Source organism: Litoribacterium kuwaitense (assembly GCF_011058155.1).
GTDB classification, from domain to species: domain Bacteria; phylum Bacillota; class Bacilli; order Bacillales; family DSM-28697; genus Litoribacterium; species Litoribacterium kuwaitense.
Map to the genome: position 1 here is coordinate 1 of NZ_JAALFC010000001.1, position 25,066 is coordinate 25,066.

The 25,066-nt window shown below is 44.2% G+C and carries 21 protein-coding genes, 2 pseudogenes and 1 other annotated feature; of the genes and pseudogenes, 20 read left to right on the forward strand and 3 right to left on the reverse strand.

Annotation, left to right across the window (positions count from 1 at the left end; genetic code table 11):
• The 9 genes and pseudogenes from G4V62_RS19525 to yajC all read left to right on the forward strand — a co-directional run.
• Window positions 1-362, forward strand: a pseudogene (locus G4V62_RS19525) (hypothetical protein); the annotation flags it as partial.
• On the forward strand, window positions 352-1,320 hold the full coding sequence (locus G4V62_RS00010; RefSeq protein WP_165198743.1) for an aminoglycoside phosphotransferase family protein: 969 nt from the start codon (window positions 352-354) through the stop codon (window positions 1,318-1,320). The pseudogene G4V62_RS19525 and the gene G4V62_RS00010, both read left to right, overlap by 11 nt.
• A gap of 66 nt (window positions 1,321-1,386) precedes the next feature.
• Window positions 1,387-2,130, forward strand: coding sequence for a YebC/PmpR family DNA-binding transcriptional regulator (locus G4V62_RS00015; RefSeq protein ID WP_165198744.1), 744 nt, complete (start codon window positions 1,387-1,389; stop codon window positions 2,128-2,130).
• A gap of 129 nt (window positions 2,131-2,259) precedes the next feature.
• Window positions 2,260-2,871, forward strand: a complete 612-nt coding sequence (gene ruvA, locus G4V62_RS00020; RefSeq protein ID WP_165198745.1) for a Holliday junction branch migration protein RuvA — start codon at window positions 2,260-2,262, stop codon at window positions 2,869-2,871.
• Window positions 2,872-2,876: 5 nt separating this feature from the next.
• Window positions 2,877-3,887, forward strand: a complete 1,011-nt coding sequence (gene ruvB, locus G4V62_RS00025) for a Holliday junction branch migration DNA helicase RuvB (protein WP_165198746.1) — start codon at window positions 2,877-2,879, stop codon at window positions 3,885-3,887.
• Entirely contained in the window at window positions 3,880-4,083 is a 204-nt protein-coding gene (locus tag G4V62_RS00030; protein WP_165198747.1) for a DUF2905 domain-containing protein, read from the forward strand. The genes ruvB and G4V62_RS00030 overlap by 8 nt, the downstream gene beginning before the upstream one ends.
• A gap of 64 nt (window positions 4,084-4,147) precedes the next feature.
• On the forward strand, window positions 4,148-5,191 hold the full coding sequence (gene queA, locus G4V62_RS00035; protein WP_165198748.1) for a tRNA preQ1(34) S-adenosylmethionine ribosyltransferase-isomerase QueA: 1,044 nt from the start codon (window positions 4,148-4,150) through the stop codon (window positions 5,189-5,191).
• Window positions 5,188-6,327 carry a tRNA guanosine(34) transglycosylase Tgt gene (gene tgt, locus G4V62_RS00040; RefSeq protein WP_165198749.1) on the forward strand — a complete coding sequence of 380 codons (1,140 nt, stop codon included), beginning with the start codon at window positions 5,188-5,190 and terminating at the stop codon, window positions 6,325-6,327. The genes queA and tgt overlap by 4 nt, the downstream gene beginning before the upstream one ends.
• Before the next feature lie 69 nt (window positions 6,328-6,396).
• On the forward strand, window positions 6,397-6,660 hold the full coding sequence (gene yajC, locus G4V62_RS00045; RefSeq protein WP_165198750.1) for a preprotein translocase subunit YajC: 264 nt from the start codon (window positions 6,397-6,399) through the stop codon (window positions 6,658-6,660).
• 70 nt (window positions 6,661-6,730) lie between these two features.
• Here yajC and G4V62_RS00050 read toward each other — a convergent pair whose 3' ends face one another.
• Window positions 6,731-7,108 (reverse strand): TIGR04086 family membrane protein, encoded by a 378-nt coding sequence (locus tag G4V62_RS00050; protein WP_165198751.1) that lies wholly within the window; start codon window positions 7,106-7,108, stop codon window positions 6,731-6,733.
• Between the two features lie 124 nt (window positions 7,109-7,232).
• Between G4V62_RS00050 and G4V62_RS00055 the strand changes: the two genes are divergently transcribed.
• Window positions 7,233-8,510, forward strand: coding sequence for an ArsB/NhaD family transporter (locus G4V62_RS00055; RefSeq protein ID WP_165198752.1), 1,278 nt, complete (start codon window positions 7,233-7,235; stop codon window positions 8,508-8,510).
• Between the two features lie 54 nt (window positions 8,511-8,564).
• Window positions 8,565-9,227, forward strand: coding sequence for a DUF421 domain-containing protein (locus G4V62_RS00060; protein ID WP_376768248.1), 663 nt, complete (start codon window positions 8,565-8,567; stop codon window positions 9,225-9,227).
• A 14-nt stretch (window positions 9,228-9,241) separates the two neighbouring features.
• Here G4V62_RS00060 and spoVB read toward each other — a convergent pair whose 3' ends face one another.
• Window positions 9,242-10,807 (reverse strand): stage V sporulation protein B, encoded by a 1,566-nt coding sequence (gene spoVB / locus G4V62_RS00065; RefSeq protein ID WP_165198754.1) that lies wholly within the window; start codon window positions 10,805-10,807, stop codon window positions 9,242-9,244.
• A gap of 174 nt (window positions 10,808-10,981) precedes the next feature.
• On the opposite strand from spoVB, the gene G4V62_RS00070 reads away from it, so the two are divergent.
• The 7 genes and pseudogenes from G4V62_RS00070 to dtd all read left to right on the forward strand — a co-directional run bounded on the left by G4V62_RS00070 (window position 10,982) and on the right by dtd (window position 20,120).
• Window positions 10,982-11,254, forward strand: a complete 273-nt coding sequence (locus G4V62_RS00070; RefSeq protein WP_165198755.1) for a post-transcriptional regulator — start codon at window positions 10,982-10,984, stop codon at window positions 11,252-11,254.
• Between the two features lie 60 nt (window positions 11,255-11,314).
• Window positions 11,315-13,575 (forward strand): annotated as a pseudogene (gene secDF / locus G4V62_RS00075) (protein translocase subunit SecDF).
• A 141-nt stretch (window positions 13,576-13,716) separates the two neighbouring features.
• A complete protein-coding gene (locus G4V62_RS00080; RefSeq protein ID WP_165198756.1) occupies window positions 13,717-14,040 on the forward strand; it encodes a LapA family protein in 324 nt (107 codons plus the stop codon).
• 57 nt (window positions 14,041-14,097) lie between these two features.
• Window positions 14,098-16,395: a single-stranded-DNA-specific exonuclease RecJ gene (gene recJ / locus G4V62_RS00085; protein ID WP_165198757.1), complete on the forward strand. Its 2,298-nt coding sequence runs from the start codon at window positions 14,098-14,100 to the stop codon at window positions 16,393-16,395.
• A complete protein-coding gene (locus tag G4V62_RS00090) occupies window positions 16,392-16,907 on the forward strand; it encodes an adenine phosphoribosyltransferase (RefSeq protein WP_165198758.1) in 516 nt (171 codons plus the stop codon). Before recJ ends, G4V62_RS00090 begins: the two co-directional genes overlap by 4 nt.
• A 543-nt stretch (window positions 16,908-17,450) precedes the next feature.
• Window positions 17,451-19,661, forward strand: a complete 2,211-nt coding sequence (locus G4V62_RS00095) for a RelA/SpoT family protein (RefSeq protein ID WP_165198759.1) — start codon at window positions 17,451-17,453, stop codon at window positions 19,659-19,661.
• Between the two features lie 18 nt (window positions 19,662-19,679).
• A complete protein-coding gene (gene dtd / locus G4V62_RS00100; protein ID WP_165198760.1) occupies window positions 19,680-20,120 on the forward strand; it encodes a D-aminoacyl-tRNA deacylase in 441 nt (146 codons plus the stop codon).
• A gap of 51 nt (window positions 20,121-20,171) precedes the next feature.
• Here dtd and G4V62_RS00105 read toward each other — a convergent pair whose 3' ends face one another.
• On the reverse strand, window positions 20,172-21,557 hold the full coding sequence (locus tag G4V62_RS00105; RefSeq protein WP_165198761.1) for an N-acetylmuramoyl-L-alanine amidase family protein: 1,386 nt from the start codon (window positions 21,555-21,557) through the stop codon (window positions 20,172-20,174).
• A 181-nt stretch (window positions 21,558-21,738) separates the two neighbouring features.
• Window positions 21,739-21,961 (forward strand) — a binding site (T-box leader).
• A gap of 55 nt (window positions 21,962-22,016) precedes the next feature.
• On the opposite strand from G4V62_RS00105, the gene hisS reads away from it, so the two are divergent.
• Window positions 22,017-23,297, forward strand: coding sequence for a histidine--tRNA ligase (hisS, locus tag G4V62_RS00110; protein ID WP_165198762.1), 1,281 nt, complete (start codon window positions 22,017-22,019; stop codon window positions 23,295-23,297).
• Complete coding sequence (aspS, locus tag G4V62_RS00115) at window positions 23,290-25,056, forward strand: aspartate--tRNA ligase (protein WP_165198763.1); 1,767 nt, start codon at window positions 23,290-23,292, stop codon at window positions 25,054-25,056. Before hisS ends, aspS begins: the two co-directional genes overlap by 8 nt.
• The last annotated feature ends 10 nt before the right edge of the window (window positions 25,057-25,066 follow it).

The window sequence follows — 25,066 nt, forward strand, 5'->3', positions numbered from 1 at the left end:
AGATGATGCCAGGTCAAATGGGCGATCCGTATGGTCAGTACGGTCAGATGATGCCAGGTCAAATGGGCGATCCGTATGGTCAGTACGGTCAGATGATGCCAGGCCAAATGCGCGATCCGTACGGTCAATATGATCAGATGCTGCCAGGCCAAATGGGCGATCCGTATGGTCAGTATGGTCAGATGATGCCAGGTCAAATGGCTGACCCTAACGCTCAATATATGCCTTACGATTACTCTGGGTGGCCGCAGGCAGAATATAGAACACAAAATGAAGCAGAAGATCCACAACCTTATACGGCACCGCAAAATTACACATATCCATATCCTGGATATGATGAGGGTCAAGAAGATGATGAGTAATACGTCCGAAGGCGATTTCAAGAGGAATCGTCTTTTTTTTGAAGCCAATCAAGCATTTGGTTTTTATCACCCAAAAGTGGCGGCATTGAAAGGACACATTTTTTTAGTTGAAAGCTTAGGGGCGTCTTGGGTCATTAAAGGATATGACGATGAGGAGCGAGCTTTACGGCAGTTGAACATTGCAAAGGCATTGAAGCAGGAAGGCTTCTCGAAGGGGCTTACCTATCAACGGTTTCCATCGGGGAAATATATTGTTTATGGGCAAGGGCTGTATTGGCTATGTATGGAGCAGTTGCAAAAAAGAAGAGAGGTTCACTTTCGCTCAAGTAAGGATCGTCAAGGGGTTAGTGAATTATTGCATCGGTTTCATAAAGAGGCACGACAGATTCAATCTTTGGATTTACCGGCATATGCGTTGCTTTCACATTGGGAGCGACGTTTTGATCGTTTTACGAAGTCTCATAGTTTAAGTCAATTTAATGAAGCTTTAGGAGGGCATACGACGAAGGCGCTATTAAAAGCGGGTGATGAAGCATTAGACAGGTTACAAAAAGAGCCGTTACGAGAGATGGAGAAAAAAGCGGTGCGGCAAAAGCAGTGGATTCATCGTGATACAGCGAGTCATAATTTTATTATTATATCTGAAAATCAATATTACCTCATTGACTTTGACTTGGCGTCTACTGGACCAGTCGGTTATGATTGGCTTCAGCTGGCCACGAGATTTCTCCCTTGGCTCGACTGGTCTTTTGCCGCACTCGCGGAAGAACCTTACTTTGCCCCTTACATGGACCAGTCATGGTTTTTAGCCGGCCTTTTGTATCCTTCTGACGTGTATCGAGATTGGCATGTATCTCAACAAAAGAAGTCGCACCGTTCGATACAATGGTTTTTAAAAATGCATTCTTTTGAAAAAAGGCTGCGATTTATTGCTGATGTGCGGAAGACACTTGGTTGATTGGTGGATGGCGTCGCCTGTGATATAGTAAAAGAGAATCAATGGTATGAGAAAGGGTTGTTTCAAATGGCAGGACATTCAAAATGGAAAAACATCCAACACCGTAAAAATGCACAGGATGCAAAGCGAGGCAAGCTGTTTATGAAGCTTGCAAAAGAGATTTACGTTGCAGCAAAGGAAGGCGGATCGGACTTAGCGACAAATTCATCTTTGCGTAACATTGTAGATAAAGCTAGGAACCAAAACATGCCAAATGATAATATCGAGCGGGCGATTAAAAAAGCATCCGGTGACGTAGACGGTGCACACTATGAGGAGTTCACATATGAGGGCTATGGTGCAGGAGGCGTAGCTGTTATGGTCCGTGTTTTGACGGATAATAAAAACCGTACTGCTGCTGCTGTTCGACATGCGTTTACAAAAAATCAAGGCAATCTTGGTGAAAACGGTTGTGTATCGTTTATGTTTACGCGCAAAGGAATCATTCATATACCGGTAGAGCAAGTGACAGATGAAGAAGATTTTATGCTTCAAGCTGTAGAAGCTGGAGCAGAGGACTATGAGAAGGCTGAGGATGAATACGTTCTTTATACGAGTCCAGAAGATTTTTCTGATGCATTAGCGGTTGTCAAGGAAACGGTCACACCAACGTTGGCGGAAGTCACCTTTATTCCTGAAACGACGGCACACGTTGATGGAGAAACCGCAACAAAGGTGATGGCTTTAATTGACCAACTCGAAGACGATGATGATGTGCAGGCTGTTTATACAAACGTAGATGCGGATGATGACGTTTTGCAAAATCTCTAATGCTCAAACCTCTTAGGCATGTCCTTTGAGGTTTTCTTATTGAACGTGATTCACTGCTCCCTCGTCGTAAAACGATTATAAATTTGGTATCATATGAATATATGTTCGGCAGTGAAGGGATGTTAAATCATGTATGATTATTTTAAAGGGACAATCACTTTTGTCTGTCCACAATATGTAACGATTGAAGTACAGGGGATAGGGTATCAATTTTATGCACCACACCCACTCCAATTTGAACATAAGCAGGGCCAGGACACGACGATCTATACACATCATTACGTCCGGGAGGATGCTAATCTCCTGTATGGTTTTACGTCACGTGAGGAGCGGTCATTGTTTCAGCTTCTTTTAAATGTATCCGGTATCGGACCTAAAGGTGGGCTTGCCATTGTTGCTTCTGGCAGTCCACGAGATATTGCCAGAGCGATTGAGCAAGAAAACGAAACGATGCTGACAAAGTTTCCTGGCATTGGAAAAAAAACAGCACGACAAATGATTTTAGACTTAAAAGGCAAAGTTGACGAATTTTGTGGGGACACTGAGGGTACACATATTGAAGCTGCGTTTGCAGAATCAAAAGAAAAAGAATTGGAAGAGGCGTTAGAAGCGCTTTATGCTTTAGGTTATTCAGTGCGAGAAGTTGAAAAACTGAAGCCTTCCTTACAAAAAGAGACACTGACAGCGGAGGAATATGTTAAAAAAGCACTAAGATTAATGCTTGAAGGGAAACGGAGGTGATCAGCGTGAATGAGGAAGAACGTATTCTTCAGCAGGAAAAACTGTCTGATGAAACAGAGGAAGAACAGACACTGCGACCGCAATCCCTCGGGCAATACATTGGACAGGAAGCGATTAAAAAGAACCTGTCCATATATATTCATGCCGCAAAGCTACGGGAGGAAGCGCTAGATCATGTCCTATTATATGGACCTCCTGGCTTAGGGAAAACGACGTTAGCTGCTGTGATTGCAAATGAAATGGGAGTACAGCTGCGAACAACCTCTGGACCCGCTCTTGAAAAATCTGGCGACTTAGCCGCTGTTTTATCAGCGCTTGAACCGGGAGACGTTTTGTTTATCGATGAAATTCACCGTTTGCCACGAGCCGTTGAGGAAGTGCTTTATCCAGCAATGGAAGATTTTTGTCTTGATATTGTGATTGGCAAAGAAGAGTCAGCACGCTCAGTTCGTCTAGACTTGCCGCCGTTTACTTTAGTCGGTGCGACGACAAGAGCTGGGAGCTTGTCAGCACCTTTGCGTGACCGGTTTGGGGTAACGGAACGTTTAGAGTTTTACACAGTCGCTGAATTAACACTGATTGCTAAGCGAACAGCTGATTTATTTGGTGTCACGATGGATGAAGAAGCGGCTGTACATATCGCTTGTCGCTCCCGTGGGACACCGCGTATCACAAACCGACTTGTGAAAAGGATTCGTGATTTTGCTCAAGTGATTGGAAACGGACATATTAACCCACTCATTGCTAACAGAGCTCTAGAGGCATTACAAATAGACGATCGTGGGTTAGACGGTGTTGATCGACGGCTGTTGTTTGGGATGATTGAGCAGTTTCAAGGTGGTCCGGTCGGCTTAGATACGATTGCGGCAGCCATTGGAGAAGAGTCTCCGACCATTGAAGAGATGTATGAGCCGTATTTAATGCAGATTGGATTTTTACAGCGTACGCCGCGAGGAAGAATGGTGACCCGAGCAGCCTACGAATATTTTAAGTTGGAGGCCCCGACCGATGACTGATATCTCCAAGTGGCTTATCATTGCCGGCGTTGTTCTTATTGTGATCGGTCTTGCCTGGTCACTGATTGGCAAATTACCAGGAGATATTGTTTTTAAAAAAGGAAATACGACTTTTTTCTTTCCGATTGTGACGTCTATTGTCATTAGCATCGTACTTTCGATCGTGTTATCATTGTTCGGGAGATTCTTCAAGTAGTCATTGCAGTTAGATTTTGATAGGAGGAGGACGCGGAAGGTCATATACCTGTTCGCGGAAGACCATGAAAGTAACAGATTTTGATTTTCATTTACCCGAACATTTAATCGCCCAGCACCCTTTAAAAGAGCGGACGAGCTCAAGGCTGCTGGTGTTAGATCGTGAAACAGGAGAGACTGTTGACGGCCAATTTGTTGATTTACTGCGCTATGTAAAAAAAGGCGATTGCCTTGTCTTTAATGAATCGCGCGTTCTCCCTGCTCGGCTTTTTGGCGAAAAGGCTGATACAGGTGGGCACGCCGAGCTGCTATTGTTAAAAGAAACCGGCCAGCCTGATCAATGGGAGGTTTTAGCGAAGCCGGCCCGGCGAATTAAAAAAGGAACCGTGCTCACTTTTGGTGAGGGGCTCTTACGCTGTGAATGTGATGAAGTGCTTGAGGAAGGAAAACGGCTCATGACGTTCACCTATAAAGGGGTATTTTTAGAGATTTTGGAAAGCTTAGGAACGATGCCACTGCCTCCTTATATTAAAGAACGTTTGGATGATCCAGATCGTTATCAAACCGTGTATGCAAAGGAAAGTGGTTCAGCAGCCGCACCGACAGCAGGACTTCACTTTAGTCAACCGTTTTTGGAGCAGCTCAAAAATGCAGGAGTTAAGCTCGCGTTCCTTACCTTGCATGTCGGTTTAGGGACTTTCCGTCCTGTGAGTGTAGATTCCATTGAAGAGCATCACATGCATAGCGAGTTTTTCGACCTCAATGAGGAGACCGCCGAGCTGTTAAATGCAACACGTCAAGAAGGTGGAAGAATTATTGCCGTCGGCACAACATCTGCCCGCACGCTTGAAACGATTGCGGACGAGACGGGGACGTTTGCGGCTTCCTCAGGCTGGACGTCGATTTTCATTTACCCCGGTTATGAATTTCGCGGCATCGATGGATTGTTGACAAATTTTCACCTGCCTAAATCAACGCTCCTCATGCTTGTCAGTGCATTTTCTTCACGTGAGCATGTGTTAAACGCCTATAAAGAGGCGGTTGCTAAAGAATATCGCTTTTTTAGCTTTGGTGATGCGATGTTAATGATGAAAGGAGTGAAGCCATGAGCGCCATTCGTTATGAACATATCAAAACGTGTGCACAGACAGGCGCAAGGCTTGGTCGTGTTCACACACCGCACGGGTCGTTTGATACCCCAGCGTTTATGCCAGTTGGCACGCTTGCAACCGTAAAAACGATGAGCCCAGAAGAATTGGAGCAAATGGGTGCAGGGATCATTTTGAGCAATACGTATCATTTGTGGTTGCGACCAGGGACTGATATTATTCGTGAGGCGGGCGGCTTACATCGGTTTATGAATTGGTCGCACCCCATTTTGACAGATTCCGGCGGCTTTCAAGTGTTTAGCTTGAGTGATTTTCGCGAAATCCTTGAAGAAGGCGTACATTTTCGTAACCATTTAAATGGAGAAAAGCTGTTTTTGTCGCCGGAAAAGGCAATGGAGATTCAAAATATTTTAGGCGCAGATATTATGATGGCTTTTGATGAATGTCCGCCATATCCAGCGAGCCATGAGTATATGAAGGCATCCGTCGAACGGACGTCCAGATGGGCGGAGAGGTGTCTGGAAGCACATCAGCGTCCTAACGATCAAGGGCTTTTCGGCATTGTTCAAGGAGGAGAATATGAAGACCTCCGTGCTTTGAGTGCAAGACATTTAACGTCCTTGGATTTTCCTGGGTATGCGATTGGAGGACTTTCTGTCGGAGAGCCTAAAGATATGATGAATCGTGTGCTAGAAGAAACAACGCCGCTTTTACCAGCAAATAAGCCGCGTTATTTAATGGGGGTTGGCTCTCCTGACTCGCTCGTTGACGGGGCGATCAGAGGAATTGATATGTTTGACTGTGTTTTACCAACACGTATAGCTAGAAATGGTACGTGTATGACAAGTCAAGGGCGTCTTGTCGTGCGAAACGCGAAGTTCAAGGCCGACTTTAGGCCGATAGATGAAGCGTGTGATTGCCATACATGCAGAAATTATAGTAGAGCCTATATTCGCCATTTAATAAAGTGTGACGAAACTTTTGGATTTCGGCTTACAACTTACCATAACCTCTATTTTCTGTTAAAATTAATGCATCAGGTCAGGGAAGCGATCAAGGAAGACCGCCTCCTCGATTTCAAGGAGTCTTTTTTTGAAGCTTACGGTTTTAATCAACCTGATGCGAAAAATTTCTAAAGACGAGACGATGCAGGATCAGACGTTGCTTTGATTTCCTTGCCTCTTTGTAGAAAGGAGGGGATTCATGTGGAAGTACTTATTTCGATATTGCCATTGCTACTAATGTTTGCGGTGTTCTACTTTATTTTAATACGTCCGCAACAAAAGCGCCAAAAAAAGCTTGATGAAATGCGTTCTGAAATTCAGCGAAATGACCGCGTTGTTACAATCGGTGGTTTGCATGGCACCATTGATGCAGTAGATGATGACAAAGTGGTTATAAAATGCGGAGACGGAGCAAGGCTAACGTATGATCGTTCGGCGGTCCGTGAAGTGTTAAACAAAGATTAATAGTAAAAGGCAGCGATCAACGACGATTGGCTGCCTTTTTTCTATCGGGGCATCTGTTTTCACGGAATGATTACCTTTTGTTAACAGTGACTCGGTTAACTCCAAGAATCCCGCCGATTAAAGCAAGGGCAATATACAATAAATGATACAAGCCTTGATGAAGACTGAGACCGGTATTGTATCCTGTCCATTGAATGATCGCAATGATCATACTGACGGCTACGCCTGTAGTTAACCCAATCATAAGCCCTTTCTCTTTGTTGGCTGTTCCTGCACTCCAGCCACCGAAGAAAAAGGCGAGGCATCCTGCTGTTACATAGAGCCAATCGAGTGATTGTTCTGTCACTGACGTGAAGCGTAGGAGCGTAGCAATGAACAAGCTTGCCCCGATAATCCATAAAATGATGATAAGACTGCCGCGGCCTATTGATTTAAGTGAAGTAATCAATTTAGATCCCCTTCCTAGCGTAGTTTGTCCTTGTACAAACATATGCACCGTTTCTTTGGAATAGACATTAATATTCCTTGTCCTCGTGTGCATATAGTAGTGAAAAAGGGGGGATTCCATAGGGATGGCTCTGGCCATATTTATCATTTGTTGTCTCTTAATACTTACCGATCGATTCAATCGAACGTTGATTGTCCTCGCAGGAGGCACCTTTATGATATGGATTGGTGTGATTGATTGGTCTTCCGTGTTTTCAAAGTACATTGACTGGCCGACGATGGTTTTATTAGTGAGTATGTTTTTGATGTTAAAGATTGTTGAGCGGACAGGCGTTTTTCAATATATAGCAATTCAACTCATTCAAACGACAAAAGGGCGGCCAGGACGGCTGTTTTTCTGTTTTTCTGCCATCGTGACGGTCGGGTCTGCACTGCTTGATCAAGTGACGACGGTCATGATATTTGTTCCAATTTTGCTGTCTATTACAAAACTATTACAAGTATCACCGCTGCCCTTCTTAATTACAACAGTCATCTCGGCAAACATTGGTGGCATGGCTACTTTGATTGGCTCTCCAACAAACGTCTTGATTGGACAAGAAGTAGAGGAACTCGTTTTTAACGATTTCTTATATCATTTAGCTCCTTTATCATTCATTCTGTTTATCATCGTCGTTCCATTACTTTATCTACTGTTTCATAAGCAACTTATGATATCGAGAAAGAAGCAGGTTGAGCTTGTTCTTTTAGAAGGTCAAGCTTATCTCATTAAATCGCCTGTGTTACTGCATTCGGTGGCTGTTCTTTTGTTGACGCTCATGGCATTTTTATTTCAGCCTTTTCATGGGGTTGAATTGGCCAATGTCGCTGTCGCTGGTGCTTTATTAATGATGCTTCTCTGCGCAGGTGAGCACGCCCCAAACGAACTATTTCGAGCTATTGACTGGGGTACATTATTGTTTTTAATCGGTCTTTTTATGCTTGTTGGCGGCTTACAAGCCTCAGGATGGATCGATCGGATGGCGTGGACGTTTTTTCATCTGACCGATGGACAGTCGAACGAAAGTATGTTTCTTTTACTTTGGACAGCAGGTCTCATCTCAGGCTTTGTAGATAACGTTCCTTTTACGGCTGCGATGATCCCAGTTGTTTTTGAAACAGGTGTGTTCGGTATCAAAGATATGGTGCCACTTTGGTGGTCTTTAGCAATCGGTGCTTCGCTCGGAGCAAATGCGACATTGATCGGTTCGTCTGCAAATATGATTGTCGCTGGTTTAGCCCTCAGGCATCATGTGAAAATGTCATTTTTCTCTTTTCTCCTCATTGGCTTCCCTATTGTGCTTCTGACCTTACTCATTGCAAGTGGATACGTGTACGTGCGCTATGCCTCTCCTTTTTGGTAGCAGGCATTTTTTTGTTCGTTTTGGGAATGCTATGAAGACATCTTAGAAATGGAGATGAGCTTCTTGGATTTATTAATTATTGCGTTACGAACGATATTGTTTTATGCCATTATTGCGTTCATATTTCGTTGGATGGGAAAGCGCGAAATTGGCGAGCTGTCAATTTTAGACATTGTTGTTTACGTAATGATTGCTGAATTGGCTGTTACAGCGATTGAAGAGCCTTCTGGTTCCATCATTAATACGCTACTCCCGATGACGTTACTGGTTATCGTACAAATCGGCATGGCTTTTTTTCAATTGAAAAATCAAAAGCTTCGTGACGTCGTGGATGGAAAGCCGTCTATTCTAATCCGTAATGGTCAGATTAATGAGAGGGAAATGAGAAAACAAAGATACAACTTAAACGATTTGTTAATGCAATTAAGAGAAGAGCAAATTAGCGATGTCAGTGAAGTTGATTTTGCGGTGTTAGAGCCTTCGGGTGAGCTCTCCGTTTTTGAGAAAAAAGACAACCAGTCTCAAAGTAATGACTTTACGTTGCCGTTTATATTAGACGGGCGCATTCAGTCTGATCACTTACATATTTTTGGAAAAAACGAAGCGTGGCTAACCAAGATTTTAAAGAAAAACAAGCTTGATGACCCAGAGAACATTTTATATTTATCCATTGATAGTAATGATAAGGTATTTGTGCAAAAAAAAGAGGCCACATAAAACGCTTGTGGCCCTTAGCCTTTTGGCAGGAAAGCGAACAGCCATTTGCCAATGACAGGAATACGTGCAACATCTGATCGTTTAATTAAACGAAAGACAACCATTAAAATCAGATAGAGCACTGTCGTGGCGGTGATGGCGATGAGGGTTGATGTAAGCAATGCTGAAGGGTTAGTCGTAAACCAATACGCACCTGCGGTCATAGATGCGCCCATGGCTACGACGGTTTTGATAAAATCCCTGGCATATAGATGAAAGCCAATGGTCTTCGCTACTGTGAAAAAATGGAGCAGCGTGACGAGAATTGTACTCGCAATAATGGCTATGGCTACACCCATAATGCCGAAGTTTGGCTGTGTAGCAAGAGCAAAGATAGCGACCATTTTTAAAAGGGTACCAATAATGGAATTGATCATGGCTGCCTTCGCATAGTCTAATGCTTGTAAAGTTGATTGAAGTGGGCCTTGAAAATAATAGAGAAGAAATAGTGGAGCCATCAATTCAATAAAGCGTGCGCCGTTACTTGTTCCATACATGAGCTCCATTAATGGGACTGCATAAAGATATAGAACCACCGCAGATAAGCCGCCTGATACCATACATAAACGCAAAGCTTGCTGAAGGCGATAATGGATCAGCTTCGTTTGCTGTTTCGCTGCAGCTTCACTGATCGCTGGAACGAGTGAAACAGAAAGGGCATGGGTAATAAAGCTCGGCAGAAAAAGAAGAGGCATTGCAAAACCAGTGAGTTCACCATATTGCTTTGTAGCTACAGCAGTTGCGACGCCTGCAATGGCAAGACTTTGTGCTACGACAATCGGTTCAAAGAAATAGGACACACTGCCGACAAGTCTGCTGCCCGTTGTCGGTAGAGCAATGCGCAACAAGTCTTGCAACGCCTCGCCACCACTCCGAACGGCTCGCAAAAAACCTTTTCGAATCGCCACAGTTTTTTGCCTTTTAAAAAGCCACATCATGTACGAAAGGGAAGCTAATTCTCCGATGACAACGGAAAACATCGCACCTGCAGCGGCAAATTCAACACCGTACGGTAAAAACAAACTCGTTAACACGGCTACGAGTGAGATGCGGACGATTTGCTCAATGAGTTGAGAAATGGCGGAAGGACGCATGTTTTGCTTCCCTTGAAAATAGCCACGAATCACTGAAGAAACCGCAATGATAGGAACGATGGGGGCGATCGCCATCAGTGGATACATCGTTCGTTCATCTGTGAGTAAATGCTGGGAAACCCATTGAGCCAAGAGAATCATTCCGGCTGTGAAAATCATGCTTAACATGCCGGTCAGCGCAAGAGACACCGATAGAATCTGTTTTACTTTTGATGTTTGTCCAAGGGCATCTGCTTCAGCCACCCGTTTTGAAATCGCTACTGGCAGCCCAAGTTGAGTTAACGTAATCGTTAGCACGAGTGTAGGTACAGCCATCATATAAAGGCCGACGCCTTCTTCTCCCATTAAACGCGCGACCACAATACGGTTTACAAAGCCGAGTAGCCGAATTAATAAACCGGCGGCGATCAGCGTGATCGTCCCTTTTAAGAAGGTTTGTTTTGTCACAGTGTTCCCTGCTTTCTTGTAAAAAATATGGACAACGATTTCAATTATCTATATGCTATTAGGAGGACGAGACATGACTAGCTCGTCTTTTTGCAAGGTTATTTTTTATCGCGTAAATTTGAGGAACATTTACATACGTGTATATGAAGCTTTTAAGTGAAGGGAGGGAGACCTTTGGCGCCGCATCCATATGAAGTTTGGCACGAGACGCTTTCGCCTTTTTTATTAAGTAAAGCAGAGGAGTTTCAACTGCTTGGGTATCCAGAAGCGACGACCGCTGAAGTATGGGCCTGTCTTTTAAAAAAGAAGTGGAAGAAGCCAAAAGAAGACGTTCGTTTGCACCAGCTCGTTGAAGATGTGATGCGACTGTCAGTCAATGAGTATATGAGCTTTCTTACGGTAGAGGCTTTTAAAGCGCCTGAGATGGATCTTGAAGGCTTAACGTAAGGCTATACTTAATGACATACTGTCGGATATCGTTGTTTGGATGAGAAGGAGGAAGACTGCATGAAAAAAGGAAGAATAGCCGGCTTTTTTGTGATTGTGCTGATGCTCAGTGCAATTGTCGGTATGACAATTCGGCCGGTTCTTCAAGATGTCAGTTTAGGCTTGGACCTTCAAGGTGGATTTGAAGTGCTTTACCAAGTCAAAGCGGATGAAGAAGGTCAAGACATTACAGAAGAAACGATGGTTGCTACAACTCAGGCACTAGACCGTCGAATTAATGTGCTTGGGGTAAGTGAACCTAGCATACAAATTGAAGGCGAAGACCGAATTCGTGTGCAGCTCGCGGGAGTCACGGATCAGGAAACCGCTCGGCGGCTTTTATCGACTCAAGCAGAGCTGAGTTTTCGTGATGTACACGATGAGCTGCTTCTTGATGGAAGCGACTTAGCGGAAAACGGGGCAAGCCAAACATTTGATGAGCAAAACCGTCCTTCCGTTTCTTTGGAACTTAAAGACGCAGATAAGATGGCAGAAGCCACACGCCATATTGTCAATCAAGCTCCGCAGAACCAATGGTGATTTGGCTTGACTACGAAGAGGGCGATTCGTTTGCTGAGGAGTATGTAAAGTATCAAGATCCAGCGCAAGAATCAAAGATTTTGTCAGTGGCAAACGTAGACCAAGTCTTTCTTCAGCCGCAAGTGTCCATCACAGGGGGCAACTTTACACCTGAAGAGGCGAAAGAGCTGGCTGATCTGTTGAACTCAGGCTCGCTACCTGTCGATTTAAAAGAAATCCATTTGACATCTGTCGGTGCGCAATTTGGACAGGAAGCTCTAGAGCAAACGGTTTTTGCCGGTGTCATTGCTATTTTAATCATTTTTGCTTATATGATCGTCATGTACAGGCTTCCAGGGATGATTTCGGTCATTACCTTAAGCTTTTACATTTATTTAATCATGCTCGTCTTTACATTACTTAACGCCGTTCTCACGTTGCCGGGTATTGCCGCGCTGATTCTTGGTGTTGGTATGGCGGTTGACGCAAATATTATATCCAGTGAGCGGATTAAAGACGAAATTCAATCAGGTAAATCGATCCGTTCGGCTTTTAAAGCGGGGAACCGTCGATCATTAGGAACAATCCTTGATGCAAACTTAACGACGTTGCTCGCAGCAACCATTATGTTTATCTTTGGGACAAGCTCGGTCAAAGGGTTTGCGACCATGTTAATTATCAGTATTTTGATCAGCTTCATTACAGCCGTCTACGGATCAAGGCTATTGTTAGGGCTTTGGGTAGAAAGTGGCCTCTTTAAAAAGAAGCCAGGCTGGTTTAATGTCAAGCGTGCGGATATTGACGATTTGCATGCGGTGGAAAGTGAATCTGAACGACGTTTGAAAGGTCCATTCCGGAACATTAATTTCGTTAAACATACGAGAGCCTTCTTCATCGCGTCTGCAGCGCTCGTCATCATCGGTTTGAGCTCGCTGTTTATATTTAAATTCAACCTTGGAATTGACTTTGCAGCAGGGACAAGAGTTGATCTGATGGCGAATGAGGAGCTCACTGAAGAAAGTGTGAAAAGCGAGTTTGCAAGCCTTGGCTTACCAGCTCCGAACGAATTGTTAATTGATGGCGAAGACAGTAAGCGAGCGACCGTAAGCTTTGTCGGAGCGATGACAGAAGAAGAATCGACCGCAGTGAAGGATCATTTTCAGGACGAGTATGGCATTGATCCTAACGTCAGCACAGTATCTCCGGTCGTCGGGAAAGAGCTGACACAAAATGCGATTATTGCGGTTGCAATAGCTTCAATTGGAATGATTATCTACGTCACTATTCGTTTCGAAATTTTGTTTGCTCTGTCAGCAATTTTAGCGTTGCTTCACGATGCCTTTTTCATTATCGTCATCTTCAGTCTGCTGCAGATCGAACTTGACATTAATTTTATCGCTGCCGTGTTAACGATCATCGGTTACTCAATCAACGACACGATTGTTACGTTTGATCGAATACGGGAAAACTTGCGCTACGAGAAAAAGATTCGCGGTCGTGAAGATTTAGAGCGTGTCGTCAATCGCAGTCTCGTTCAAACGATGACGCGCTCGTTAAACACGATTATCACCGTATTAATCGGTGTCGTCTGTTTATTGATCTTCGGAAGTGAGTCGATATTTAACTTCTCGATGGCGCTCTTGATCGGTCTCATTGCCGGAACATATTCGTCTATATTCTTAGCGAGTCAAGTGTGGCTTGTTTGGAAAACAAAACAAATAGAGGCACAGCAGAAGAAGCAGCCTGAGCCGCAAGAATCTTAAGCTTATACTGATCGCCCTCCTGGCGAGCGTCGTCAGGAGGGGGTGCATTGTCAGTGTTTTGACAATGAAGTTTTGGGAATAAAATAGTAGGAGAATGGCTTGCATCTGGAAGAAAAAGCCCTGATAAAAGAGGTGTTGCTTATGAAAGGTCAATATGCTGGCATTTTTGCACTCGTTTTCGTTTTTATCGTCGCCGCATTTGCAGTTATTAATGTCGATCCCGTTCAGGTGAACTATTTCTTTGGCTCTAGTGACATCCCGCTCATCCTCGTTATCTTATTCTCAGCACTGCTAGGAGGGCTCATCGTCGGATCATTTTCATTGATCCGGTCTTATAAAGGGCAACGTACTAAGACAAATGTGAAGCGTCCCAATGTTACACCGGTTGCTGGCCATCAGCTGAATGATCACAAGTCAAATAAGGATTCTTCTAAAGAGAACGATCCGTCTGTTAAAAACAAATAACTTGTTTGTCACCCCTTCTCTTTTCCCGTATAATAGATGAGTCGAGGGGTGTTTTTTATGTTGAAATCAAAGAAACGGTGGGTGCTGCCTTCTGAAGCATCTGAAGATGTAGAAGGTGCAGCAATTGCCGATGAGCTTCGGCTATCACCTTTAGTCGGTACGCTGTTAAAGCAACGGGGCATTACGAATAAGCATGATGCATATGCGTTTTTGCATCCTGAGCAAGGTCAGTTGCATAGTCCGTTGGAATTCCGGGAAATGGAAGCGGCTGTGCAGCGAATTCATGAAGCCATTCACCATGATGAACATATAAGGATTTACGGAGATTACGACGCGGATGGCGTCACGAGCACGGCTGTACTCGTCAAAGCGTTGGAGTCCAAAGGAGCAAATGTAGACTATTACATACCGCATCGATTTAAAGAGGGCTATGGTCCTCATCGTAAAGCGTTTGAAAAAGCCGCTGATGATGGTGTTCGCCTGCTCATCACAGTGGATAACGGCATTAGTGGCATCGAGGAAATCGAATACGCAAATGAGCTCGGCTTAACGGTCATTTTGACAGATCATCACGAAGCAGGTCCTGAATTACCAAACGCATTTGCGACCATTCATCCCAGTCTTGAAGGTGAGACGTACCCGTTTCAGCATCTAGCAGGGGTTGGGGTTGCTGTAAAATTGGCAGAGGCGGTTCTTGGAGAGCTTCCTCAAGACTTACTTGGCTTAGCTGCCATCGGAACAATTGCTGACTTAGTGCCTCTTTTAGGTGAAAACCGGGTACTCGTCGCTAAAGGACTAAAGGCATTACAGAATACAAAGTCATTAGGTTTACAGGCGTTAATGAGTGTATGTCAAGTTCAGCCGAGTGATATAGATGAAGAGAAGGTAGGGTTTGCTCTTGGCCCGCGGCTAAATGCCCTAGGCCGCTTAGGGGATGCCAATCCAGCCGTTGCCCTTCTGTTGACGAACGATGATGAACGAGCGGAAGAGCTCGCTCGTTTACTAGATGACACGAATAAAGAACGACAGCAGCTCGTGCGAAAAATCACGAATGAAGCCGTAGCGATGGTCAAAGCGAAAGGAGAACTGCCTTCTGCACTTGTCCTGTACAAAGAAGATTGGAATCCAGGCGTTGTCGGCATCGTTGCTTCGCGATTGGTCGAGCAATTTTATCGTCCCTGTATACTTTTAGGTAAAGATGACCAAAAAGATATGCTAAAAGGTTCTGCGCGTTCCGTTGCAGGCTTTCATTTATTTGATCAGCTGTCTAAGCATCGTGACATTCTCCCTCATTTTGGAGGTCATGCGATGGCAGCGGGGCTGTCATTGGCAGCAGAAGATATAGAGGAATTGGAACGAAGACTTCAACAAATGGTTGTCGAGGAAATGAATGAGGACGAGCTACATCCAACACTTCATATTACGCTAGAGACACGATTAGAGGAAGTCACGCTTGCGGTCATCAAAGAGATGGAGCAGCTTCGACCCTTTGGTATGGGAAACCCAAAGCCACTGTTTTCATTTAGAAAGAAAAATTTCGCTGCTTTAAAAAGGCTTGGCGTCAATCAGCAGCACTTGAAGCTAACTTTTGCTGATGAAGCAACATCACTTGAAGCAATTGGCTTTCAGATGGGATCGCTTGCAGAGGAGTTAGCGCCAACAGATGAAGTTGAGCTTGTTGGCGAGCTATCGATCAATGAATGGAATGGTAGCCAAAAGCCCCAAGTCATTGTGCGAGATCTAAAGGTGGCGGATTGGCAGCTGTTTGACTGGCGCGGTTTACCAGAAGCGACGATTCAAAAACGCATATCCAATCACCACGACATTCACGTTCACTCCTTTCAAAAAGCAGACGGATCAACAGAAGCGCCGTCTTTTCAAGGCGATTGGCTTCTGTGGGATGTGCCCAAGTCTATTCGACAGTTTAGCGCATGGTTTGATCAAGTTAAGCCCGGTCGCATTTACCTATGGGGTCAACCAGCCGGAGAGCTTTTTGAAACGATGCCTTCACGAGAACGTTTTAAATGGCTCTATACTGTGTTGCTTAAGCATCAGCCTGTCGATTGGAATCAGCTCGTACGTTCAGGGAATTCGAAAGGAGTTTCTGAAAAAGACTTGCGTTTTCTAGTCGATGTGTTTATCGACTTACAGTTTGTTAAACAATCTGAAAGACTGCTCTCGCTTGTTGATCAGCCTGAGAAAAAAGACATCCAGCAATCCTCAGTATATCAAGCACGTAAGGAACAATTGGAGGCAGAAGAATGGTTTTGTACATCAAGTAGCCATGCTTTAAAAGATTGGATGGACAAGCTAAAGACAGGGGAGTTAAAAAACGAGGAGGCTGTACGCAGATGAACTATAAAGACTATATTACGATTGTTCCTGATTACCCGAAGCAAGGGGTTCGCTTTAAAGATATTACGACTTTAATGGAAGACGGTGAAGCGTATCGCCAGGCGACAAATGATATTGTTGCTTATGCGAAAGAGCTTAATGTCGACTTGATTGTTGGGCCCGAAGCGAGGGGCTTTATTATCGGTTGCCCAGTTGCTTACGCTTTAGGGATCGGCTTTGCTCCTGTTCGGAAAGAAGGAAAGCTTCCACGAGAGACGATTCGTCAGGAATACGATTTGGAGTATGGAACGACCGCTTTAACGATACATAAAGACGCGATTCAGCCAGGACAGCGCGTCTTAATTACGGATGATTTATTGGCAACTGGTGGAACGATGAAAGCGGCCATTGATCTTGTCGAAGCGCTTGGTGGCATTGTTGTCGGACTCGCATTTTTAATTGAGCTCGATTATTTACACGGACGTGAGAAATTAACAGGATATGATATTTTGTCATTAATGAATTATGAATAAAAATAAGGAATCCTTAGTCACAGAGAGGGTTTTTACAAGCCGGTAGTTCCGTCATAGGGACACGGCTTTTTTACTATTTTAGATGTTCAAATGATCGTGAGGAGAAATCTTTGGTTGTTCTTGTTAAACCAGAGTAAACAGTATCGTTTAGAAAATTAATCAAGCTTTTCTTCCATGATCGGGTTAGACGACTGAAGACAAATCGTTGACAAGCAGGAGCGGTTATGGGACATACAAACCTTTGGTTCATTCGTCAGAAAATTGTATAGGGATTAAGAGAGCGGGTTGATCACTCAGAATAAAAGGAGTTTAGAAAAGCTGAACCTGGAGAAAAGACACTGCACAAATGAACACGTCCGTGGAGTACTACACTACATTCCGAATACCCGTATTTTATAATAAGAGAGAGTTTTCAACAGCGCTTGATCGTAAGTTGTCTGCCTATAAAATGCCAATAATCGATAAAATATTGCAATTCTCTTTACATCGCTTCTATTTTTCAAGATAATAGAGGTTATACAAGCTTGAAACGCAGGTGATGGGATGGCGGGAAATCAAATTCTCTCTTCTGAAAATGTGCTTCAGATGGCCGGGGAATATCTAACAAAGACAGAATTAGATATGGTGGAAAAAGCGTATCAATATGCAAGAGTAGCCCACCAGGATCAATATCGAAAATCTGGAGAACCATACATCATCCACCCTGTACAGGTGGCTGGGATATTGGTTGAGCTGAAAATGGACCCGCAGACGATTGCCGCGGGGTTTCTTCATGATGTCGTCGAAGATACGGACATCACAGAAGAAGATCTTGCCCGAGAGTTTAACGAAGAAGTGGCTATGCTCGTGGATGGTGTAACGAAGCTTAAACAAATTAAGTACGAATCAAAAGCTGAGGAACAGGCAGAGAATCATCGCAAAATGTTTGTTGCCATGGCACGTGATTTGCGTGTCATTTTAATAAAACTGGCAGATCGGCTGCATAACATGCGGACGCTAAAACATATGCCGCCTGAAAAGCAGCGAAAAACATCAAAAGAAACACTGGAAATCTTTGCTCCACTTGCACATCGATTAGGAATTTCGACAATAAAATGGGAGCTTGAGGACACTGCTTTACGGTATTTAAACCCTCAACAATACTATCGGATTGTCAATTTAATGAAGCAAAAACGTGCAGAACGTGAGTCTTATATCCATGAGGTCATGACGGAGATTGAAGATCAAGTAGAAGACATCAACGTCCAAGCGGATATTTCAGGTCGACCAAAGCACATTTATTCCATATATAAAAAAATGAAGGTACAGAACAAACAATTTAATGAAATTTATGATTTGTTAGCTGTACGAGTGCTCGTCGATAGTATTAAAGATTGTTATGCGGTGCTTGGAATTATTCATACGTGTTGGAAGCCAATGCCGGGACGTTTTAAAGACTATGTTGCGATGCCAAAGGCGAATTTGTACCAATCGTTACACACGACTGTGATCGGGCCCAAGGGAGACCCGCTTGAGGTTCAAATTCGTACGAAAGAAATGCACCAAATTGCAGAATATGGAATTGCTGCTCACTGGGCATATAAAGAAGGAAACATTACAGCACCGAATCAAAACTTCGAGAAAAAGCTAAGCTGGTTCCGCGAAATTCTCGAATGGCAGAATGAAACCTCGGACGCCGAGGAATTTGTCGAGTCTTTAAAAATGGATCTATTTTCCGATATGGTGTTCGTATTCACTCCTAAGGGGGATGTGTATGAGCTTCCAAGGGGGTCGGTGCCGCTCGATTTTGCTTACCGCGTCCATACCGAAATTGGCAATCGGACGATCGGTGCAAAGGTCAATGGGAAAATGGTGCCCTTAGACCACAAGCTCAAAACAGGCGATATCATTGAAATTATGACGTCGAAGCATTCATATGGTCCAAGCCAAGACTGGCTCAACATTACGCAGACGTCAAAAGCGAAAAACAAAATTCGTCAGTTTTTCAAAAAACAGCGTCGTGACGAGAACGTAATTAAGGGGAAAGAAGCGATTGAAAAGGAAATCCGTGCTTATGGGATTGAACCAAAACAAGCATTAACGGATGACAATATTAATCGAGTCCTCGATAAGTTTACATTTACCGACGCTGAAGATATGTATGCTGCGGTTGGCTATAATGGCATCACTGCTGCACAAGTCGCAACGCGTTTAACAGATAAAATTCGCAGTGAACAGGAAAAAGCCCAGGCAGACCAGCCGCTTGAAGAAGCTGTTTCAAACATTAGCACTGTCAAAAGTCCGGAAACAAGAAAAAGAAAAAGAGACTCTGGCGTGACAGTGAAGGGCGTTGACAACTTACTTGTCCGTCTGTCGAAATGCTGTAATCCTGTCCCGGGAGATGACATTGTCGGTTACATTACGAAAGGACGCGGTGTGTCTGTTCATCGCTCGGACTGTCCAAATGTGACTGCTGAGGATATGAAGCATCGTCTCTTAGAGGTTGAGTGGGAGATGGGTCCAGACGAAAACAAGTATTATAATGTCGATATCGAGATTACCGGCTATGATCGTCGTGGATTACTGAATGAAGTTTTGCAAGCGGTCAATGAATCAAGAACAAATATTTCTCAAGTGTCAGGAAGAACGGATCGTAATAAGATGGCGACAATTCATATGTCGATATCGATTCACGACATCGGGCATTTACAAAAGGTCGCTGAACGAATAAAGCACATTCCAGATGTGTACTCCGTCCGACGCGTGTTGCAATGACAAAGGAGATGACTTCAGGTGAGAGTATTAATTCAACGAGTCAGACAAGCATCGGTTACGGTGGACGAACAAATCGTTGGATCGATTGATCAAGGCTTACTGGCCTTCGTCGGAATTACACACGAGGACGATGTGGCAACTGCTGCCAAGCTGGCCACGAAGATTGCAAATCTCCGTATTTTTGAAGATGAAGCGCAAAAGATGAACAAAAGTCTCCTAGATACATCAAAAGCGATTCTTTCGATCTCGCAATTTACGTTATACGGTGATGCCTCCAAAGGGCGCCGTCCTCATTTCACAAATGCTGCTCGCCCAGATCAAGCAGAGTCATTATATGAGGCATTTAATGAAGCTCTCAGGTCAGAAGGGTTAACGGTTGAGACTGGCACATTTGGTGCCCATATGAATGTACAGCTTGAAAATGATGGACCAGTGACATTGCTTCTCGAGAAAGAGTAAAATAAAAACGCCTGTAAGTGACGAAAATGGTCATTTACAGGCGTTTTCGTGTTATTGAACGTTTGAAAAATGAGCTTGGAGGCCTTTGACAATGCCTTTGACAACGTTTTTTTGATATGAGGATGTAATGATTTTGAGTTCATCCGCTGGATTCGTCATAAAACCAAGCTCAAGAAGTACTGCAGGACGCGAATTTTCACGGAGAACGTGGTAATTTCCTTCACGGGCCCCACGGTCAGTCATTGTCGTTTGTGCGACCATCTCAGGCTGAAGGGACTCTGCAAGCAGACGCCCACTGCCATTCATATAAAAGCTAGTAATTCCCGTTGCTTTTGTTTCTTCATAGCCATCAAAGTGTAACGACAAGAAGGCATCGGCGGCACTATTTTCAGATATGTTGACACGATTTCGTAAAGAGACGTATTCATCGGCAGAACGAGTAAGTATGACCGTAGCGCCTAGCGCATTCAGTTGATTTGCTAAGCGTTGAGCGGTTTGCAGTGTAACCGTTTTTTCAAGTGTTCCTTGGCTGCCAATTGTACCGGGTTCTCTCCCACCATGACCTGGGTCGATCACAATCGTTTTCCCTTGCAGGCTTAAACCGTCGCTTGAGTTTTGTTCTGTCTGTTCATTCTTTTCCATCGAGGTCGTTTCTATGCTGCTTGCCGTTCCAATGGAAGGACTGGAGTGAACAGCTTCAGCAATCCAATTGGCGATAAAGCCTTGTTGTCCATCCATCGTTTCTACTGTAAACCAGTCACCCTCCGATCCAAGATAATGAAGCTCTGCTCCTTTTTGGAGGGTTGTTAAAATGCGGCTGTCCGTCGTAGGCTCTGTTCGCACGCGAGCCCCTTCCACGATCGAACGAACATACGATCCGTCGTCGTTTACCGTCTTTTTGTCTTCAACCCGCTCGGTCGTTTCTTTTTTGGGGGCAGATTTAGGTGCAGAGGACGAATATGTAATAAACTGATCAGCTACGTAGGCATCATGCCCTTTATAAGAAAAGGCTGCCCAGCCATGACTGCTGCCGGTCACTTCAATTTGTTCCCCTGCATTGAGTGACCCTAAAATCTCACTGGTACGGGAGGAATCGCTTCTGACACGAAGCTCATCAACAGCGACGGTTGCTATGTTTGCGTCAGATGCAGATGTAGCAACAGATCTGTCTTTGTCGTTCGACATTTCCACGAGATATCCTGCGACCCACCCAGTCGTATCACGGTCAATCTGAAGCTGAACCCAGCCGTACTCTTCATCCAATACTGGAAAGGACGATCCGACATTTAAGCTTGTCATGATGTTCCCAGAAAGGGCTGGTGTATCACGAACTTGCAGCCCTTCTTTTTGGACGGTCGCGTTTGTTGCTGCTTGTAATGCCTGTGGAATGGCAAGAAGCATAAATAACATGGCAAAAAGCGTTATTTTTAACTTCAAGCAAACTCCTCCTTAATAGATAATAGATAAAAAAGATGTACTCTACACAATTCGACAAGATGTTAAATATTCCTATGATAAAAAAGAAATTATGCCAAAGGTCACAGTGCACAAAATAAAAACTACGGTGAAGCGCCTTGACAACGATCGAAAGACATGGCTAAAATATAGAAAATAATACGAAACACCGTTGAAAAAGAGAGTAGCTAAAATGTTGTGCATTTACCAGAGAGAAGAACCGTGGCTGTGAGTTCTTCATGCACCTTTTAGTGAACGACACTTTTGAGGTTTTGTTCTGAATGAATATGAGTAGGAGCAAACGTTGAGCAGACGTTAACTGCATTTGAGTGGGAGCATGATGTTCCCATGAGGGTGGTACCGCGGGCTAAAAACTCGTCCCTTTTTTAGGGGCGGGTTTTTATTTTTTTTGGCTCACATACTTTAAGGAGGTTGGAAGATATGGCTTATACATTGCCCCGAGGCACTCAAGATATTATACCGGGTCAATCTGAAAAATGGCAGTATGTTGAAAATGAGCTCGTCAAGCTCTCCCGTTTGTTTAATTATAAAGAAATTCGCACACCGATCTTCGAGCATACAGAGCTTTTTCAGCGCGGTGTTGGCGAAACGACTGATATTGTCCAAAAGGAAATGTACACCTTTGAAGATAAAGGAGGACGTAGCTTAACGCTGCGTCCGGAAAATACAGCATCTGTCGCAAGATCGTACGTTCAGCAAAAAATGCATGGGTGGCCTCAACAGCCGGTCAAGCTGTTTTATATTGGGCCAATGTTCCGTTATGAACGGCCTCAATCGGGGCGGATGAGACAATTTCATCAGTTCGGCATTGAAGCGCTTGGAAGCATGGACCCATCGATTGATGCTGAGGTCATTGCGCTTTCGTATAAAGCTTACGCACATTTTGGTTTAAAGCAGTTAAAGGTCGTTTTAAACTCATTAGGGGATCTTGATGACCGTAAACGTCATCGACAGGCATTAATTGACCACTTCACACCGTCTATTGGTGAATTTTGTGAAGACTGTCAATCCCGGTTAAAACAAAATCCATTACGCATTCTCGATTGTAAGAAAGATCATGAGCATCCGTTGATGGAAAGTGCGCCGTCTATTCTGGAAGAATTAAGCGACAAATCGAGAGCTTATTTTCAAGAAGTAAAGACATACCTTGAAGCTGCGGAGATTCCGTACGTCGTCGATCATACACTTGTACGCGGTCTTGACTATTACAATCATACGGCTTTTGAAATTATGAGTGAGGCTGAAGGATTTGGTGCAACAACGACCTTAAGCGGTGGTGGGCGATACAACGGGATGGTTCAAGAACTAGGTGGTCCAGAAACTGCTGGAATCGGATTCGCGATGAGTATTGAGCGTTTATTGATTGCTTTAGAAAAAGAAGGAATCGAATTACCTATTCAGGAAGGGATAGACTGTTATGTCGCCTGTCTTGGAGACGAAACGCAAGCGACAGGGGTAAAATTGCTTCAGCAGTTAAGAACTGCAGGGATCAGTGCTGATAAAGATTATCTCGCTAAGAAAATGAAAGGTAAATTTAAAGAAGCAGATCGGCTGAAAGCATCTTTCGTCATCATCGTTGGTGAGGATGAACTTGAACGTGCAGTGGCAAAAATCAAGCATATGGACAGCGGTGAAGAAACAGAGGTCAGCTTAGACAACGTCGTACCTTATATTCAACAAGGAGGAAAAGCAAATGACTAGAGGACGTTCACATCATTGCGGAAAACTGACGAGTCAACATATTGATGAAACAGTGGTATTAAAAGGATGGGTAGATAACCGGAGAGATCTTGGTGGGGTCATCTTTATTGATCTTCGTGATGCTTCAGGCCTCGTCCAGATCGTTGCTGACCAGGAAATTGCTGAGGAAGCATTTCTAACAGCTGAAAAAGTACGCGGCGAGTATGTACTTCACGTCGAAGGCAAGGTCAATGCCCGGAGCGAAGAAACGGTCAATCCGAAATTACCGACGGGAGAAATTGAAGTAGAGGCGACGCGAATCGACGTTGTAAACGCAGCGAAAACACCTCCTTTTCCAATTGAGGATGATTTGCAAACAGGTGAAGACATCCGTCTAAAGTATCGCTATATCGATTTGCGACGCCAAAAAATGCAGGAGAACCTTAAGCTGCGCCATCGTACCTTTAAAACAATTCGTCACTATTTAGACGAGCTCGACTTTACAGAGGTAGAGACGCCGGTTTTAACGAAAAGTACGCCTGAAGGAGCGAGAGACTACCTCGTACCTAGCCGTGTACACCCTGGCTCATTTTTCGCCTTGCCACAATCGCCGCAGCTTTTTAAACAGTTATTAATGGTGTCCGGTCTCGAAAGGTATTATCAGATTACGAAATGCTTCCGAGATGAAGATTTACGTGCAGACCGTCAGCCTGAATTTACTCAGCTTGACTTAGAAATGTCGTTCTTTGACAAAGATGAGCTATTCACAATGATGGAAGAGATGATCGCGCAAGTCTTTAAGGACGTTAAAGGCATCGACATTGAAAAGTCCTTTCCAAGAATGACTTATCAAGAGGCGATCGACCGTTTTGGCAGTGACAAGCCAGATACTCGCTTTGGTCTTGAACTTAAAGACGTCTCTGACTTAGCGCTGACATGTGATTTTAAAGTGTTCCGCCAAGCAATTGAGAACAACGGCCAAGTGAAAGGGATTTGTGTTCCAGGCGCTGGCGCGCAATACTCGCGTAAAGAAATTGATCAGCTCGCCGATTTTGCTGCTCAATTTAAGGCGAAAGGCTTGGCATGGCTGAAGGTGGAAGAAGACGGCTTAAAAGGACCGATTGTCAAATTCTTCTCTAAAGACGAGCAGGACGCATTAAAGGCGCGCTTTGACGCTTCTGTCGGAGACCTCCTGTTGTTTGTCGCAGATCGCCCTGCAGTCGTGGCAGATACACTTGGTGCGCTTCGTACGCGCTTCGGAAAAGAATTCAATTTAATCGATGAAAGTGCTTTTCACTTACTGTGGATTACCGATTGGCCTCTTCTTGAATACGATGAAGAAACGAAGCGTTATTATGCTGCGCATCACCCATTTACGTCGCCAGTTGAGTCTGATATTGAACTGCTTGAAGAACAGCCAGAAGCCGTTCGTGCTGAAGCCTACGACCTCGTCCTAAATGGATATGAAGTCGGTGGCGGTTCACTGCGAATACACGATAAAGACGTGCAAAACAAGATGTTTAAAGCGCTCGGTTTCAGTGAAGAAGAAAGTTATGAGCAGTTTGGCTTTTTGTTAGATGCGCTTGAATACGGAACGCCTCCACATGGTGGGATTGCATTCGGTTTAGACCGTCTCGTTATGATTCTGGCAGAAGAAACAAACTTGCGTGAAGTCATTGCTTTCCCGAAAACAGCAAGTGGAATGGATGCTATGACAGCAGCCCCATCTTCTGTAAGCCTCGATCAGCTCACTGATTTGCACATTAAATTGGATGTGTAGGAATAATCAG

What these genes read in the sequence shown, in the direction of transcription:
- hisS (WP_165198762.1), top strand. Translation starts at nt 22,017, where the DNA reads ATGGCTTATACATTGCCCCGAGGCACTCAAGATATTATACCGGGTCAA.
- ruvA (WP_165198745.1), top strand. Translation starts at nt 2,260, where the DNA reads ATGTATGATTATTTTAAAGGGACAATCACTTTTGTCTGTCCACAATAT.
- tgt (WP_165198749.1), top strand. Translation starts at nt 5,188, where the DNA reads ATGAGCGCCATTCGTTATGAACATATCAAAACGTGTGCACAGACAGGC.
- recJ (WP_165198757.1), top strand. Translation starts at nt 14,098, where the DNA reads ATGTTGAAATCAAAGAAACGGTGGGTGCTGCCTTCTGAAGCATCTGAA.
- G4V62_RS00055 (WP_165198752.1), top strand. Translation starts at nt 7,233, where the DNA reads ATGGCTCTGGCCATATTTATCATTTGTTGTCTCTTAATACTTACCGAT.
- queA (WP_165198748.1), top strand. Translation starts at nt 4,148, where the DNA reads ATGAAAGTAACAGATTTTGATTTTCATTTACCCGAACATTTAATCGCC.
- G4V62_RS00015 (WP_165198744.1), top strand. Translation starts at nt 1,387, where the DNA reads ATGGCAGGACATTCAAAATGGAAAAACATCCAACACCGTAAAAATGCA.
- G4V62_RS00060 (WP_376768248.1), top strand. Translation starts at nt 8,565, where the DNA reads ATGAGCTTCTTGGATTTATTAATTATTGCGTTACGAACGATATTGTTT.
- G4V62_RS00010 (WP_165198743.1), top strand. Translation starts at nt 352, where the DNA reads ATGATGAGTAATACGTCCGAAGGCGATTTCAAGAGGAATCGTCTTTTT.
- G4V62_RS00090 (WP_165198758.1), top strand. Translation starts at nt 16,392, where the DNA reads ATGAACTATAAAGACTATATTACGATTGTTCCTGATTACCCGAAGCAA.
- aspS (WP_165198763.1), top strand. Translation starts at nt 23,290, where the DNA reads ATGACTAGAGGACGTTCACATCATTGCGGAAAACTGACGAGTCAACAT.
- G4V62_RS00030 (WP_165198747.1), top strand. Translation starts at nt 3,880, where the DNA reads ATGACTGATATCTCCAAGTGGCTTATCATTGCCGGCGTTGTTCTTATT.
- G4V62_RS00095 (WP_165198759.1), top strand. Translation starts at nt 17,451, where the DNA reads ATGGCGGGAAATCAAATTCTCTCTTCTGAAAATGTGCTTCAGATGGCC.
- G4V62_RS00080 (WP_165198756.1), top strand. Translation starts at nt 13,717, where the DNA reads ATGAAAGGTCAATATGCTGGCATTTTTGCACTCGTTTTCGTTTTTATC.